The 14456-nt window shown below is 73.2% G+C and carries 11 protein-coding genes and 2 pseudogenes; 5 read left to right on the plus strand and 8 right to left on the minus strand.

The window, feature by feature from the left end:
- A partial coding sequence (locus tag ABD794_RS03505) for an alpha/beta hydrolase (protein ID WP_344960838.1) occupies positions 1-626 on the plus strand: 626 nt, incomplete at its 5' end.
- On the opposite strand, the pseudogene ABD794_RS03510 reads toward ABD794_RS03505, so the two are convergent.
- From ABD794_RS03510 to ABD794_RS03545, 8 genes and pseudogenes are all read right to left on the minus strand, one after another.
- Positions 623-836, minus strand: a pseudogene (locus tag ABD794_RS03510) (hypothetical protein). The gene ABD794_RS03505 and the pseudogene ABD794_RS03510 overlap by 4 nt on opposite strands.
- A gap of 3 nt (positions 837-839) precedes the next feature.
- A pseudogene (locus ABD794_RS03515) lies at positions 840-2468 on the minus strand (acyl-CoA mutase large subunit family protein).
- Between the two features lie 214 nt (positions 2469-2682).
- Positions 2683-3768 (minus strand): hypothetical protein, encoded by a 1086-nt coding sequence (locus ABD794_RS03520; protein WP_344960839.1) that lies wholly within the window; start codon positions 3766-3768, stop codon positions 2683-2685.
- Positions 3768-4472 carry an RNA polymerase sigma factor gene (locus ABD794_RS03525; RefSeq protein WP_344960840.1) on the minus strand — a complete coding sequence of 235 codons (705 nt, stop codon included), beginning with the start codon at positions 4470-4472 and terminating at the stop codon, positions 3768-3770. The genes ABD794_RS03520 and ABD794_RS03525 overlap by 1 nt, the downstream gene beginning before the upstream one ends.
- A gap of 34 nt (positions 4473-4506) precedes the next feature.
- Complete coding sequence (locus ABD794_RS03530; protein ID WP_344960841.1) at positions 4507-5502, minus strand: DUF4328 domain-containing protein; 996 nt, start codon at positions 5500-5502, stop codon at positions 4507-4509.
- A 133-nt stretch (positions 5503-5635) separates the two neighbouring features.
- Positions 5636-6229, minus strand: a complete 594-nt coding sequence (locus ABD794_RS03535; protein WP_344960842.1) for a hypothetical protein — start codon at positions 6227-6229, stop codon at positions 5636-5638.
- Positions 6230-6824: 595 nt separating this feature from the next.
- A complete protein-coding gene (locus tag ABD794_RS03540; protein WP_344960843.1) occupies positions 6825-8882 on the minus strand; it encodes a glycosyltransferase in 2058 nt (685 codons plus the stop codon).
- Positions 8883-9110: 228 nt separating this feature from the next.
- The gene (locus tag ABD794_RS03545; protein ID WP_344960844.1) at positions 9111-10724 is read right to left on the minus strand and encodes a beta-N-acetylhexosaminidase; all 1614 of its coding nucleotides are present in this window, start codon (positions 10722-10724) and stop codon (positions 9111-9113) included.
- 314 nt (positions 10725-11038) lie between these two features.
- Between ABD794_RS03545 and sdhC the strand changes: the two genes are divergently transcribed.
- From sdhC to ABD794_RS03565, 4 genes are read left to right on the plus strand one after another with little or no spacing between them, the layout of a single operon-like run.
- A complete protein-coding gene (gene sdhC / locus ABD794_RS03550) occupies positions 11039-11419 on the plus strand; it encodes a succinate dehydrogenase, cytochrome b556 subunit (protein ID WP_344960845.1) in 381 nt (126 codons plus the stop codon).
- A gap of 8 nt (positions 11420-11427) precedes the next feature.
- Positions 11428-11898: a succinate dehydrogenase hydrophobic membrane anchor subunit gene (locus tag ABD794_RS03555; protein ID WP_344960846.1), complete on the plus strand. Its 471-nt coding sequence runs from the start codon at positions 11428-11430 to the stop codon at positions 11896-11898.
- A 23-nt stretch (positions 11899-11921) separates the two neighbouring features.
- On the plus strand, positions 11922-13676 hold the full coding sequence (gene sdhA, locus ABD794_RS03560; RefSeq protein WP_344960847.1) for a succinate dehydrogenase flavoprotein subunit: 1755 nt from the start codon (positions 11922-11924) through the stop codon (positions 13674-13676).
- Complete coding sequence (locus ABD794_RS03565; protein WP_344960849.1) at positions 13676-14434, plus strand: succinate dehydrogenase iron-sulfur subunit; 759 nt, start codon at positions 13676-13678, stop codon at positions 14432-14434. Before sdhA ends, ABD794_RS03565 begins: the two co-directional genes overlap by 1 nt.
- Positions 14435-14456 lie beyond the last annotated feature (22 nt).

The following is a 14456-nucleotide window of genomic DNA, read 5'->3' on the forward strand; positions in this document are numbered from 1 at the left end:
CGGCGGTCGTGGAGGAGCGCGGCGAGGACGGGAAGCCGGTCCTGGTCCCGGGCCCGCCGCTGACCGGCAACCGACTGCGCCAGGCGTTGCAGCAGACGCTGTACGGGAACGAGTTCGAGGGGTTCGCCGAGCTGGTCCGGGCGGCCCGCGACCCGCGGCGGACGCCCGTCCTGCCGCCGTTCCTCGCGCACCCGGCGCCCGACGAGGACGCGGCCGTCACGGTGGCCACCATCTGCAACGACGTCCGCTGGCCGCGTTCCGTCCGCTCGTACGCCCGTGACGTGGCCGCCGACCGGGCCCGGTACCCGCTGACGGCGGGGATGCCGGTGGGCATCACCCCCTGCGCGTTCTGGAAGAACGACGCCGCCGAGAAGCCCGTCCGGCTCACGTCCGAGGGCCCGTCCGACATCCTGATGATCCAGAACCTGCGCGACCCCTCGACCCCCTACTTCGGCGCCCTGAAGATGCGCGAGGCGCTGGGGCAGCGCGCCCGCCTCGTCACGGTCGACCGCGGCGGCCACGGCGTCTACCTCGGCAACGGGAACGCCTGCGGCGACCGGGCCGTCACCGCATACCTCACCACCGGGAAGCGGCCGTCCGGGGACGCGTACTGCGCAGCCGGTTAGAAGAGCTCCCCCTGCCCGTCCATCGGCGGCTCCTCCGGGTCGAAGAGCCGGGGTTCGGTCGCCAGGAGGGGCGCCGAACGGCGGGAGCCGGGGGCAGAGACGAGGTCGTAGGAGACGCGGCGGCCCGGCGGGTCGTGGCGGGCGTAGCGGCCCGCCGACGACGGCGATCTCTCGGGAGCAGACGGGGCAGCTGCGGCGGGGTGCGGACATCCCTCAAGTGTCGCAAATGTTCAGAACGTCTCCCGTCGGGATGTGGGAACCCCATACCTCCCGGAGGGCTCCGCAGACCTCGCCGACCGTGGCACGGGGCGCGCAGGGCCTCCTTCATCGGGGGGAGGACGTTCTCGCTTCAGGAGTGGTGGCGGCGCGGCGCAGCGCGGTCAGGGCGGAGCCGACGGCCCGCGCGGACCGGTGCGAGCGCAGCGCGGCGAGGCGTTCGCGCTGGAGGGTCTCGATCGCGGGGTCCACGCGCAGCGGGACGTAGGGCTCCTCCCCGGCCAGCTCCTCCTCGTCCAGGCGGTAGCGGTTGACGCCGACGACCACGCGTGCGCCGCTCTCGGTCTCCTGCGCGATGCGGTACGCGTTCCGCTCGATCTCGCCCTTCTGGAAGCCGCGCTCGATCGCGGCCACGGCGCCGCCGAGGTCCTCGACGCGGGTCATCAGCGCCACGGCCGCCGCCTCCAGCTCGTCGGTGAGGGACTCGACGACGTACGAACCGGCGAACGGGTCGACGGTCGCGGTCACGTCCGTCTCGTGGGCGAGGACCTGCTGGGTGCGCAGGGCGAGCCGGGCGGCCTTCGCGCCGGGGAGGGCGATGGCCTCGTCGTAGGAGTTGGTGTGCAGGGACTGGGTGCCGCCGAGGACGGCGGCCAGCCCCTGCACCGTGACCCGCGCCAGGTTCACCTCCGGCTGCTGGGCGGTGAGCTGGACGCCCGCGGTCTGGGTGTGGAAGCGCAGCATCTGCGACTTCGGGGCGCGGGCGCCGAAGTCGTCCCGCATCACGCGCGCCCAGATCCGGCGCGCGGCACGGAACTTGGCGACCTCCTCCAGCAGCGTCGTGCGGGCGACGAAGAAGAACGAGAGGCGGGGTGCGAAGTCGTCCACGGCCATCCCGGCGGCGACGGCGGCGCGTACGTACTCGATCCCGTTGGTGAGCGTGAAGGCGATCTCCTGCGCGGGCGAGGCGCCCGCCTCGGCCATGTGGTAGCCGGAGATGGAGATGGTGTTCCAGCGGGGGATCGCGGTGCGGCAGTAGCGGAAGATGTCGGAGGTGAGGCGCAGCGTCGGGGCGGGCGGGAAGATGTACGTGCCGCGGGCGATGTACTCCTTGAGGACGTCGTTCTGGATCGTGCCCGTCAACTGCTCCGCGGCGACGCCCTGTTCCTCGCCGGCGATCTGGTACATGAGCAGGAGCAGCGCGGCCGGGGCGTTGATGGTCATCGACGTGGAGACGCGGTCGAGCGGGATGCCGTCGAAGAGCAGCCGCACGTCCTCGACCGAGTCGACGGCGACGCCGACCTTGCCGACCTCGCCGTGCGCGAGGGGCGCGTCGGAGTCGTGGCCCATCTGGGTGGGCAGGTCGAAGGCGACGGAGAGGCCGTGCCCGCCGTGGGCGATCAGCTGCCGGTAGCGGGCGTTGGACTCGGCCGCGGTGCCGAACCCGGCGTACTGGCGCATCGTCCAGGGGCGGCCGGTGTACATGGTGGGGTGGATGCCGCGGGTGTACGGGTACGAACCGGGCTCGCCGAGCCGTTCCGCGGGGTCCCAGCCGTCGAGGTCGGCGGGCCCGTAGACGGGCCGGATGCCGAGTCCGGACTCGGTGGTCCGGGGTGCCTGATCCATGAGTGACTCCCGCCGTGCGAACGCCGCCCCGGGCACCGGACTGTAGCGGCGGGCGGAGGAGGGTGTCAGGGGACGCGCACACGCCTGCCGCCGTCGGCCGATGCGAGGAGCGCGGGCAGGGCCGGGGGATGTGCCCCGCCCGCGCCGTGCGCGGAGCCGGCAATAAGGGGGGAACTGCGGCTCCCGCGCGGCCGATGACCAGTCGGCCCACTCCCTACAGCGCCGGGGTGCCGGAAAACGTCACGGACGGGGCGGGGTCCGGAGTGGGCTCCGGGGTGGGGTCCTGGGCCGGGGCGGACGGGTGGGCGCTTCCGCCGCTCCCGTCGCTCCCGCCGCTCCCGTCGCCGGGTGGGCCGGACGGGCCGGACGGGTGCCGCCCGCCATGAGCCTCGTCGCCCCCGTCCTCGTCCCCTTCCCTTCCCCTCTCGTCGCGCAGCAGCTGTTCGCAGTAGCCGCGGACGCCGGACCGGCCGCCGGCCTCGCGTTCGAGGGTGCGCACCGCGCCCTCGTCGGCTCTTTCCCGCCATTTCCCCTCCAGGAGGTAGTCCCGGCAGAGGCGGGCCGCCCAGCGGCGGTGGCCCCGGTCCTCGTCGTGGGACGGCGGGTCGCCGTCCTTCCTCCTCCTCGTCCCCGTGTCCCTGTCCGTTCCCGTGTCCGTGTCCTTCTCCGGCCGTTCGTCCGGCGGCGAGGACGCGGAGGGGCTTCCGCCGGACGGCGTGCCCGGCGCGGCCGTACCGCCGCCGGGGCCGGCGCCGCGACGGCCGCCGGGGTGCGCGGAGGGCGGCGGGAGCGGCCCGTCGTCCGCCCGCGGGACGCGGGACGGGGACGGGCCGGACGCGTCGACGGGACGGCCGGTCCGCGCGCCGGGGCCGGCGCTCGCGGCCACCTGTCCCTCCCCGGCCGCCGGGCCGCGGGCCTCGGTCCCGAACGGCGCGGGCAGCCCGACGAGTCCGGAGGCCACGGCGACACCGCTCAACGCGCAGCCGGCGAAGGCGAGTACGAGCGCGGCACGCACGGGACGGCGGCGCCGGGCGGTGCGGCGCCCGCCCCCCGGACCGGGGGTCCGCACACCTGCCGCCCGCGCCGCGCGGAACGCGGACAGCGCCGCCTCCTCGCCGGGGAGCGGGGTGCCGGGCTCGGGCAGGGGGGCGACGAGGGTGCGCAGGGCCTTCAACGCGGCCGTCTCGTCACGGCAGTTCGGACCCATGACGCCGCGGGCCCTCGCTTCGTCATCGGGTTCGTGCGCCGCACGGTGCTCCTCGGCCGTCGGGCCGTGGTCCCACCCGTGGTCGTCCGCCATCACATGTCCTTCTGCGTCCGGGCACGCAATCGCGTCACACCGCGAGAGGGCCTCGCTCCGGTGGGTGACCGGTGCCGGCCCGGAACGCCGTCCCGTCCGTCCCGTCCGTCCTGCCCGTCCCGTCCGTTCATCCCGGTCCCTCCCGTCGTCTCCGTCGCGGTCGTCATCAGTTCGGCCAGCCTGCGCAGGCCCCGGTGGGCGGCCGTGCGGACCGCGCCGGGCCGTTTGCCCAGCACCTCCGCGGCGGTCGCGGCGTCGAGGCCGACGACCACGCGCAGGACGACGGCCTCGGCCTGGTCCTGCGGGAGCCGGGCGATGAGGGCCAGGGCGCGGCCGGTGCCGAGGGCCTCCAGGGCCTCCCCCGCCGTGTCCGCGTTCCCGGCGCGGGTCGCGAGTTCGCTGTCGTCGCCGCCGACGGCGGGACGCCGGCCGCGCATCCGTAGGTGGTCGAGCGCGCGGTTGCGGGCGATCCTGGCCGCCCAGCCGCGGAATCGGTCCGCGTCGCCGGTGAACCGGCCCAGATCACGGGCTATTTGGAGCCACGCCTCGGACGCCACGTCCTCCGCGTCGGATTCGCCGACGAGTGTGCGCACGTACCCCAGCAGGCGAGGCTGTACGGACCGGTAGACGGTGCGGAACGCCGTGTCGTCACCGCCCTGTGCCGCGCGTACCGCGGCGGTCAGTTCAGCGTCATCCCCCTGCACACCCACATCCTGCACCACTTGCAGAACTGATGGATCAGTAACCCGCAGGTCCGCCGCCGTACGGATTGCCCTGCGGGCCGCCGTACGGATTGCCGTACGAAGGACCGTACGGGGCCGACGGCATCGGAGGCAACGGGCCGTACGGGCCGGGTGAATACGCCGCCGGAGCCGTCGGATACGCCTGGTACGTCTCGTACGACAGTGCCTCCAGGGCCCGTTCCTCCTGCATCCGCGTCAACTGCCGTACGACCAGCAGGGCGAGCACGCCGGCGACCGCGCAGAGCAGATACCCGAAGGCGCTGGCGCCGGCCAGGGTCCGCAGCCGGCGCGCGTCATCCCGCTCGGTCAGCACGTACGCCGTGGTCGTCGCGGCGTTGACCGCGCCGGCGACGACGGCGCACACCCACCAGACGTTGAGCAGGCCCCTGGGCGGGCCCTGCGGGCCGGGGGGTGCGCTGGCCCGCCAGATGTCGTTGGCGATCCGTTTGGGGAACCAGAGGTTGACGACCGGCGTGAACCACGCGCCGGCCGCCCACCCGCTGCCGAAACGGTGCGAACCGGGCGCCAGGACCTCGGCGTTGAGCCGGACGCGGCGGAACCACGCCGCCCACAGGGCCGCCGTGCCGAGTCCCAGTACGCCGGCGACGAGGGTCATCGAGGCGTGGAAGGCGTCCGCGGCGTCGGCCCGTTCCGCCGTCCCCTCGGTGAGGTCCGGCCCCTCGGCGACGACGTCCGCGAGCGCGCCGCGCTGCTGGAACCGCGCGGCGGCGAGCAGCAGCAGGGCGAGCAGGGACAGGGTGAGCAGCGCGGTGAGCGAGCGGCGCAGGCCACGGCGGAGGTCAACACCGGTGTGGGCCACGGGCGGTGGCGGGCCGGGGGCGAGCCCGGGAGGCGGGCCGAGAGCGGCGAAGCCCTGGGGATCCGACGCCTGCCGGTACTGCTGCCGGTACTGCTGCTGATACGCGCCGCAGGCCGCGCACCGGCCGTCCGGGCCCACGGCGGCTGCCCGGCAGTGACCGCACGGATGCATCTCTTCGTCTCCCCCCACAGGACACGCGCGGCCCCGCACGTTACGGGCCGCGGGCCGTCTCCGTCCAGGACGGCTCCGGTACGGACCCGGTGTGACGGAAAACCGCCGTCCGGCGCTGAAGGGAGTGCGGGCCTCACCGGGGTTCGCAGCGGGTGGCGGCCGGGGCCTCTCCTGTGGGGGGTGGCGGCCCCGGCCGTCGGCCGCCGTCTATCCCGAGGTGCGCGAGCAGGTCCTCGAAGAGGTTCTCCACGCGCGGTTCGGGCTCGGCGGTGAGGACGGCCGCGAGTTCGGCGGGGTCCGCGGTGTGGCCCGCGGCGGCGGCCCAGGCCGAGCAGTGCGCCGCGGCGGCGCGGGGATCGGGGAAGAGCTCGTCGAGGGCCAGACCCGTATCGGCCATGTAGCCCGCGAGGGCCCGGCGCCCCAGGCAGGCGGACCACGGCGCGCCGCCGGGGCCGGCGCCGCTGACGACGGCGCAGTCGCTCTCCATCACGTAGGCGGCCAGGGCCGGTGCGCCGGTCTCGTCGGCGAGGGCGCGGACGAGGGCGTCGAGGTCGCCGAGTTCGGGCTGGTGGGGGCCGAGTTCAGGCTGGTGGGGGTGGTGCCAGAGCTGCCAGCCGTCGCCGAACGAGGCGGTGGGGAGGAGGTGGTGGCGGCTCGGGCGGAGGACCGGGCTCTCGGGGAGGGCGCGGTCGCGGCGGGCGAGGAGGAGGTAGCCCCAGAAGCGCATCGTTTCTCCCGGTGGTGGTGTGCGGGGTCTTCGGGAGGTACTGCGTGGGGGGTGAGGGTTGTGTCACAGGGGCGAGTTGTGGTGCAGGTGGGGTTGTTTCTCCCCGCCCCGCCCTTTCACCGTCTCCTCCGGGGCGAGCCCCGGCCCCGAACCGCCCTCCGGGCGGTGGCGGGGGCTGCGCCCCCTGCACCCCTGCCCGATGCTCCGCCCCGGACCCCGGCAACGCGGCTGCGCCGCGTTCGTCCTCAAACGCCGGACGGGCTGAATCAGCCTGTCCGGCACTCCGAGGACCGGGGCCCCGGGGGAGCCCGAAGGGCGCTTCGGGGGCCAGGGGCGCAGCCCGGGAGGGGGTGCTGGGGCGGAGCCCGGGACGGGGCCCAGGGCTCGGAGCCGGGACGGAGGCCCAGGGGGGCACAGCCCGGGACGTAAGCCCAAGGGACGGGGGCCCAGGGGGCGGAGCCCCCGGTGGGGTGCAGGGGCGAAGCCCCGCCCCTCCGCGCGAAGCCCCGCCCGCCGCGCCGAACGCGGCCCGCCCCGGCGGGTTACGAAGGGGCGCAGCCCCTGCGGAAGAGGGTTGGGGCGGGACCGGGGGGAACTACTCCCCCTCCACCACGTCCTTCACCGACAGCGTCACATCGTTCGTCACCGTGAAGAACGGCCGCACCCGCACCCCGTCCCGCTCCGCCGCAGGAAACGTGTCGACGCCCTTGCGATCCGCGAAGTCCCCGGCCAGACGGCCCACTCGGAGCAGGGGCGCCCCGGCCGCCGGGCGGATGGACAGGTCCCACAGGTCCTGTTCCTCCGCACGGCGCTGCCACATCACGCCGTACGGAAGCCGCGCGACGCCGTCCGCGGCGGACAGGGGCGCGCGGACGTCGCCCACCGAGCCGTCGCCGCCCCGCAGTCGGGCGACGAGCTCCGCGCCCTCCCCCAGCTCGACCCCGTACGGCCGCACCGTGACCGTCACCGCGTCGTCCTCCACGCGCACCGCGACCGCCTCCGCGTGCTCGGGGCGCAGCCAGGTGCGGACGGCGAGGAAGCCGTCGCTCGTCTCGTAGGGGATCCACACGGACGCGGAGAGCTCCAGGCGGAGCAGGGCCTTCTGCTCGACCAGGACCGCGCGGAGGCGGCGGCGGGACTTGTCGCCGGGGCGCTCGGCGTACGTGTCCCAGCGGCCCTCGGGCAGGGCGGCGTGCGCCGCGCGGTCCACGCGGGCCTCGGCCCAGGTGCCGGCGCGCCGCTCCAGCGGGACGCGGACGGATTCCTTGCCCTTGCTGCCCCGGTGCCGCAGCAGCAGATGCGTGTCGGCGGCGGTGAGTTCGTCGGCGCGGACGCGGAAGAGGAGGGAGCCGTCGGCGGTGACGGCGCAGCGGGCGGCCGGGTTGGCCGCCTCGGCGGCGGTCGCGTCCGGGACGGCGGCCGGCTGCTTGGCCCGGCCGCCGCCGAACAGGCCGCGCAGGAGGCCCTTCTTGGGGGCTGCGGTGCAGCCGGGGCGCAGTTCCTCGAAGAGCCGCTCGTAGCGGCCGGCGACGGCGTCGGGCTCGTAGCGCTTGGCGGCGCCCCGGGCGGCGGCGCCGAGCCGGGCGCGCTGGCCCGCGTCGCCGGTGAGCTTGAGGAGGGCCTCGGCGTACGCCTCGACGTTGGCGGCCTCGTCGGAGGAGAGGGGGACGAGGACGCCGTCGGTGCCGTCGGTGAGGATCTCGCGCGGCCCGTGCGGGCAGTCCGTGGCGACGACCGGCAGTCCGGCGTGCATGGCCTCGACGATGGTCATGCCGAAGGACTCCGCGTCGGAGGCGACGGCGGCGACGGCGCCCTTGGACCACTCGGTCTCGATGGGCGAGCGGGCGCCCATGAGCGTGACGCGCTCGTAGAGGCCGAGCTTCTCGATGCGGGCGCGCAGCTTCGCCTTGGACGTGCCGCGCCCGTAGATCCGCAGCTGCCAGTCGGGGCGCTCGTCGGCGATGCGGGCGAAGGCGTCGATGAGGCGGTCGTAGCGCTTGACGGAGACGAGCCGGCCCGCCGAGACGATGACCTTCGAGGTGCCGTCGGAGGGTTCGGCGGCGGGCGCGGGGACGGCGTTGGGGATGGCGAGGACCTTGGCGCGGCCGCCGCCGGGGAGCCGGTCGCGGTAGTGGCCGGCGTCGGCCTCGGAGACGGTGGCGAAGGCGTCGAGCGCGTTGATCGCCGGGTCCATGACGGCGTGCAGCTCGTCGACGTGCGCCTCGTGGGTGAGGTGCTCCTGGCCGATGCGCAGGTAGCGGTCGCTGCCGTACTGCGCGAGGTAGCCGATGAGCTTGGGGCGGGTGGCGATGACGACGTCGGCGTCGGTGGCCGCGAGGTGGGCGCGGACGCGTTCGTCGGTCAGGGCGGTGGCGGCCATGCGGCCGTTGTCGATGCGCTCGTCGCGGAAGATCTCGCTGGGCTTCTGGTTGAGCGGCGCGGCGTACTCGTCGCCCTCGGTGCCCTCGCGCAGGTCGACGAGGGGGGTGAGGCGCACGCGCGGGTCGATGGTGAGCTCGGGATCGTCCACGGGGCGGTTGACGCTGATGATGCGGACCTCGTGCCGCTCGGCGAGGGCGGTGGCGAGGTTGACGGTCGAGCGGATGGTCCCGCCGATCCCGTACGCGTTGTGCAGCAGAAATTCGATCTTCATCGGGCCCTCGTTCAGGTGCGATGGTGCGATGGGCGCGCTCGCGCGCTTCCGCCGTGGACAGCTGCGCCGCGTACCGGTGTCTGTACCTTCCGTTCATCTTCCGTTTGGACAACGACCGGGCGCCGCGCATGGTTCAACCCCGGAGGCTAGCCCGCTTTCGTGACGCGTGGCGACGACCGCCCGGGCCGTCCCGTTATGTGGGCCATTGGCCCGGCGCCGCAAGGGTGTTCAGCCGCCGCGCACCCGCGCGTGCAGGGCGGTGAAGTCCGGCCAGGACAGCTGGGGCGGGCGGGGGTCCCACAGCCGCTGGGCCGTGGCGGCCAGCGGCAGCCGGATTCCGTTTGCGACCTGCTCGGGGGTCTGGGCGGCGGCGTGGTCGCACCAGACGGCGAACCGGCCGCCGGGCACCCGGCCGGGCCCCGCGGTGCCGGCGGCGACGGCGCCCGTGCCGCGCAGGACGGCGGGCGACCACTCCTTGTAGATGAGCTCTCCCGTGGGGTAGCGGAAGTCGTTGGGCTCGCCGAGCACGTAGTAGAGGTAGCGGTCGTTGAGGTTGACGACCGTGCGTCCCTCGTTCAGGTATTCCTGCGGGTCGCGGGCGCCCAGCTCGCGGCCGGTCCAGTACTCGACCTCGATGCCCGGGTCGGGGGCGACCAGGCCGCCGCGGAAGAAGCCGTCGTTCCATGCCTTGGGCGTCTTGCCGAGGGAGCGTGCGACGGCGGCGCGGTCGTTCAGCCAGGCGGTGGCCAGGTCCTGGACGCGGCCCTGCGGGCCGAAGCGCTCGCGGGCCAGCCCCGCAAGCTGCGGGTAGGCGACCTGCGGGTCGCGGGCCGTCAGGGCGCGGTACTCGTCGCCGCCGAGGTGCCAGTACGGCCCGGGGAAGAGCGGGGCGAACTCGCGCATCAGGTCGTCCACGATGCGCGCGGCGTCCGGCGCGGCGATGTCGACGGCGCCCCGGGTGCTCGTGCCGGCGGCGTCGCGCAGTTGGAGGCCGGGGTGGGCCTTGATGACGGCGCCCAGGTGACCGGGCGAGTCGAGCTCGGGGATCACGGTGATGTGGAGGGATCCGGCGAGGGCGACGATCCGGCGGACCTCGTCCTTGGTGAGGTGCTGCGGGGAGACGATCTCGGGGTGGGTGTCGCTCTGGATGCGGAAGCCCTGGTCGTCGGAGAAGTGCAGGGCGAGCTGGTTGAGCTTGAGGCCGGCCAGCTCGCGCAGCCGGGCCTCGATCCAGGCGGCGTCGAAGTGCTTGCGGGCGGTGTCCAGGTGCAGCCCGCGCTGGGCGCGGTCGGGGGCGTCCTCGACGTCGCCCTCGGGGAGCCCGCCGCCGGAGCGGACGGCCTGCAGGACGGTGCGGGTGCCGTAGAAGGCGCCGGCCTCGGCGGGGGCGGTGACGAGCACCCTGCCGGACCGGGTGGTCAGCCGGTAGCCCTCGGCGCCGCCGGGGTCGCCGGGGCGGAGCGCGAGCTCGACGTCACCGGCGCGGGCGGGCCCGGCGGCGGCCGTGAGCCGGAGCTCGCCGGCGAGGAGGCGCGCCTCGTCGGCGAGCGGGCCGCGGGGGTCGGCGACGACCCGGGCGCCGGGCGCCGGCCGCCAGCCCGGGCCGGAGCGGGCGGTGAAGGAGCGCACCGCGGGAACGACCCGCGGCGGGCCGGTGACGGGTGCGGCGAGGGACGAGGAGGGCGGGGGCGCCTGGCTGGAGCGGGCGTCGTCGGGGGCGCTGCGGGTGGGGGCGGGGCCGTCGTGGGAGCAGCCCGGGGCGACTCCGGCGACGACGAGGGCGACGAGGACGGCCGAGGTCCTCAGCAGGGTGGCGCGGGTGACACGGACGGGCAGACCCATGGAGCAAAACCTCCCAATTGCTAGGAAGGTAGCTCTTTCTTCCGCCGGGTCCATCGAATGCACGCCCGAAACATTCCTCATATGGGTGAATTTCCGGCGTCCTGAACAGGGGCCGTTCGGCCATCACCGGGGCACCGGGCGGCACATGGCCACCGGCGGCGACCCGTACATGCCAGTTTGATCACACCTGCCACACCCCACGCGACCGAACCGACAAGGCGTCGCTACGATGGCCAGGGCCGGTGGACCGTACCCGGCCGGGCCAGACCGACAGCGAAGCCGGCAGGCCCCGATCCGCTCCCGGAGGGTTTTCCGTGCCGGCTGGAACGCTTTACCGCGGCCGGGAAGGCATGTGGTCCTGGGTGGCTCACCGAGTCACCGGCGTCCTCATTTTCTTCTTCCTGTTCGTGCACGTTCTCGACACCGCTCTCGTCCGTGTCTCCCCCGAGGCATACGACGACGTCGTCGCGACGTACAAGACACCCGTCGTCAACGTGATGGAGTACGGCCTCGTCGCCGCCATCCTCTTTCACGCGCTCAACGGCCTCCGCGTCATCGCGGTGGACTTCTGGTCCAAGGGCCCGCGGTACCAGAAGCAGATGCTGTGGTCCGTCGTCACCGTCTGGGTCGTGCTGATGGCCGGTGCCTTCTACCCCGTGCTCCAGCACACGCTGCACACGCTGTTCGGGAGCTGACGCAAGACATGTCCGCTGAAACCACCCCCGCTGCCGCCCCGGCCGCCGCCGACTACGGCGTCGACAACCCGGCCCCGGTCATCGAGGCGCCGCGCAAGCGCACCAAGAAGAGCCCGAAGGCGACCCGCACCAACTTCGAGCTGTACGGCTGGCTGTTCATGCGGCTGTCCGGCATCGTCCTCGTGGTCCTGGTCCTCGGCCACCTGCTGATCCAGCTGGTCCTGGACGGCGGCGTCACCAAGGTCGGCTTCGCCTTCGTCGCGGGCCGCTGGGCCTCGCCGTTCTGGCAGGCGTGGGACCTGATCATGCTGTGGCTCGCCATGCTGCACGGCGCCAACGGCCTGCGTACGGTCATCAACGACTACGCGGAGCGGGACACGACCCGCTTCTGGCTGAAGATGCTGCTGTACACCGCCACGGTGTTCACCGTCCTGCTGGGCACGCTGGTGATCTTCACCTTCGACCCGAACATCCGCTAGAGCCGGGGCTGAGGCGCTTTCTCATGAAGATCCACAAGTACGACACCGTCATCGTCGGCGCCGGCGGCGCCGGAATGCGCGCGGCCATCGAGTCGACCAAGCGCAGCCGCACCGCCGTGCTGACCAAGCTGTACCCCACGCGCTCCCACACCGGCGCGGCGCAGGGCGGCATGGCCGCCGCCCTCGCCAACGTCGAGGAGGACAACTGGGAGTGGCACACCTTCGACACGGTCAAGGGCGGTGACTACCTGGTCGACCAGGACGCCGCGGAGATCCTGGCGAAGGAGGCCATCGACGCGGTCCTCGACCTCGAGAAGATGGGCCTGCCGTTCAACCGCACCCCGGACGGCACCATCGACCAGCGCCGCTTCGGCGGTCACTCGCGCAACCACGGCGAGGCCCCGGTCCGCCGGTCCTGCTACGCCGCGGACCGCACCGGCCACATGATCCTCCAGACGCTGTACCAGAACTGCGTCAAGGAGGGCGTGGAGTTCTTCAACGAGTTCTACGTCCTCGACCAGCTGATCACCGAGGTGGACGGCGTCAAGAAGTCCGCCGGTGTGGTCGCCTACGAGCTGGCCACCGGCGAGATCCACGTCTTCCAGGCGAAGTCGGTCATCTACGCCTCCGGCGGCACCGGCAAGTTCTTCAAGGTGACCTCCAACGCGCACACCCTCACCGGTGACGGCCAGGCGGCCTGCTACCGGCGCGGACTGCCGCTGGAGGACATGGAGTTCTTCCAGTTCCACCCGACCGGCATCTGGCGCATGGGCATCCTGCTGACGGAGGGCGCCCGCGGTGAGGGCGGCATCCTCCGCAACAAGGACGGCGAGCGCTTCATGGAGAAGTACGCGCCGGTCATGAAGGACCTCGCGTCCCGCGACGTCGTCTCCCGCTCCATCTACACGGAGATCCGCGAGGGCCGCGGCTGCGGTCCCGAGGGCGACCACGTCTACCTGGACCTCACCCACCTGCCGCCGGAGCAGCTGGACGCCAAGCTGCCGGACATCACCGAGTTCGCGCGCACCTACCTCGGCATCGAGCCCTACACGGACCCGATCCCGATCCAGCCGACCGCGCACTACGCGATGGGCGGCATCCCGACCAACGTCGAGGGCGAGGTGCTGGCCGACAACGACACCGTCGTGCCGGGCCTGTACGCCGCCGGCGAGGTCGCCTGCGTCTCGGTGCACGGCGCCAACCGCCTCGGCACCAACTCGCTCCTCGACATCAACGTCTTCGGCCGCCGCGCGGGCATCGCCGCCGCGGAGTACGCGCACAAGGCCGACTACGTCGAACTGCCGGAGAACCCAGCCCAGTTGGTCGTCGACCAGGTCGAGAAGCTGCGCGAGTCCACCGGCACGGAGCGGGTGGCCGAGCTGCGCCGCGAGCTGCAGGAGACCATGGACGCCAACGTCATGGTCTTCCGCACCGAGCAGACCATCAAGACGGCCGTCGAGAAGATCGCCGAGCTGCGCGCGCGGTACAAGAACGTTTCCGTCCAGGACAAGGGCAAGCGTTTCAACACCGACCTGCTGGAGGCCATCGAGCTGGGCAACCTGCTCGACCTGGCCGAGGTCATGGCCGTGTCCGCGCTGGCGCGCAAGGAGTCCCGCGGCGGTCACTACCGCGAGGACTACCCGAACCGCGACGACGTCAACTTCATGCGCCACACCATGGCGTACCGCGAGGTCGACGCCGACGGCAAGGACTCCATCCGCCTCGACTACAAGCCGGTCGTGCAGACCCGCTACCAGCCCATGGAGCGTAAGTACTGATGAGCACCGCGATCGAGGACAAGGTCGAGGCTGCGTCCAAGGCCTCCCCCTACATCAAGGTCACCTTCCGCATCCGCCGCTTCAACCCCGAGGTGTCGGCGGAAGCCACCTGGCAGGACTTCGAGGTCGAGATCGACCCGAAGGAGCGTGTGCTCGACGGCCTCCACAAGATCAAGTGGGACCTGGACGGCACGCTGACCTTCCGCCGCTCCTGCGCCCACGGCATCTGCGGCTCGGACGCCATGCGCATCAACGGCCGCAACCGCCTCGCCTGCAAGACCCTGATCAAGGACCTCAACCCGGCCAAGCCGATCACTGTGGAGCCCATCAAGGGCCTCACGGTCCTCAAGGACCTCGTGGTCGACATGGAGCCCTTCTTCCAGGCGTACCGGGACGTGATGCCCTTCCTGATCACCAAGGGCAACGAGCCGACGCGCGAGCGCCTGCAGTCCGCCGAGGACCGCGAGCGCTTCGACGACACCACCAAGTGCATCCTGTGCGCCGCGTGCACCTCCTCGTGCCCGGTGTTCTGGAACGACGGCCAGTACTTCGGCCCGGCGGCGATCGTCAACGCGCACCGCTTCATCTTCGACTCCCGCGACGAGGCGGGTGAGCAGCGCCTGGAGATCCTGAACGACAAGGACGGCGTCTGGCGCTGCCGCACCACCTTCAACTGCACCGATGCCTGCCCGCGCGGCATCGAGGTGACGAAGGCGATCCAGGAGGTCAAGCGCGCGCTGATCACGCGTCGCTTCTGATCACCCGGCAGTACCCGGCGAG

It is taken from the genome of Streptomyces thioluteus, assembly GCF_039535865.1.

Bases quoted from the DNA above. Each gene is read 5' to 3' on its own strand.
- sdhA (WP_344960847.1), top strand. From the start codon at position 11,922: ATGAAGATCCACAAGTACGACACCGTCATCGTCGGCGCCGGCGGCGCC.
- ABD794_RS03535 (WP_344960842.1), bottom strand. From the start codon at position 6,229: ATGCGCTTCTGGGGCTACCTCCTCCTCGCCCGCCGCGACCGCGCCCTC.
- ABD794_RS03530 (WP_344960841.1), bottom strand. From the start codon at position 5,502: ATGCATCCGTGCGGTCACTGCCGGGCAGCCGCCGTGGGCCCGGACGGC.
- ABD794_RS03540 (WP_344960843.1), bottom strand. From the start codon at position 8,882: ATGAAGATCGAATTTCTGCTGCACAACGCGTACGGGATCGGCGGGACC.
- ABD794_RS03565 (WP_344960849.1), top strand. From the start codon at position 13,676: ATGAGCACCGCGATCGAGGACAAGGTCGAGGCTGCGTCCAAGGCCTCC.
- ABD794_RS03520 (WP_344960839.1), bottom strand. From the start codon at position 3,768: ATGGCGGACGACCACGGGTGGGACCACGGCCCGACGGCCGAGGAGCAC.
- ABD794_RS03555 (WP_344960846.1), top strand. From the start codon at position 11,428: ATGTCCGCTGAAACCACCCCCGCTGCCGCCCCGGCCGCCGCCGACTAC.
- ABD794_RS03545 (WP_344960844.1), bottom strand. From the start codon at position 10,724: ATGGGTCTGCCCGTCCGTGTCACCCGCGCCACCCTGCTGAGGACCTCG.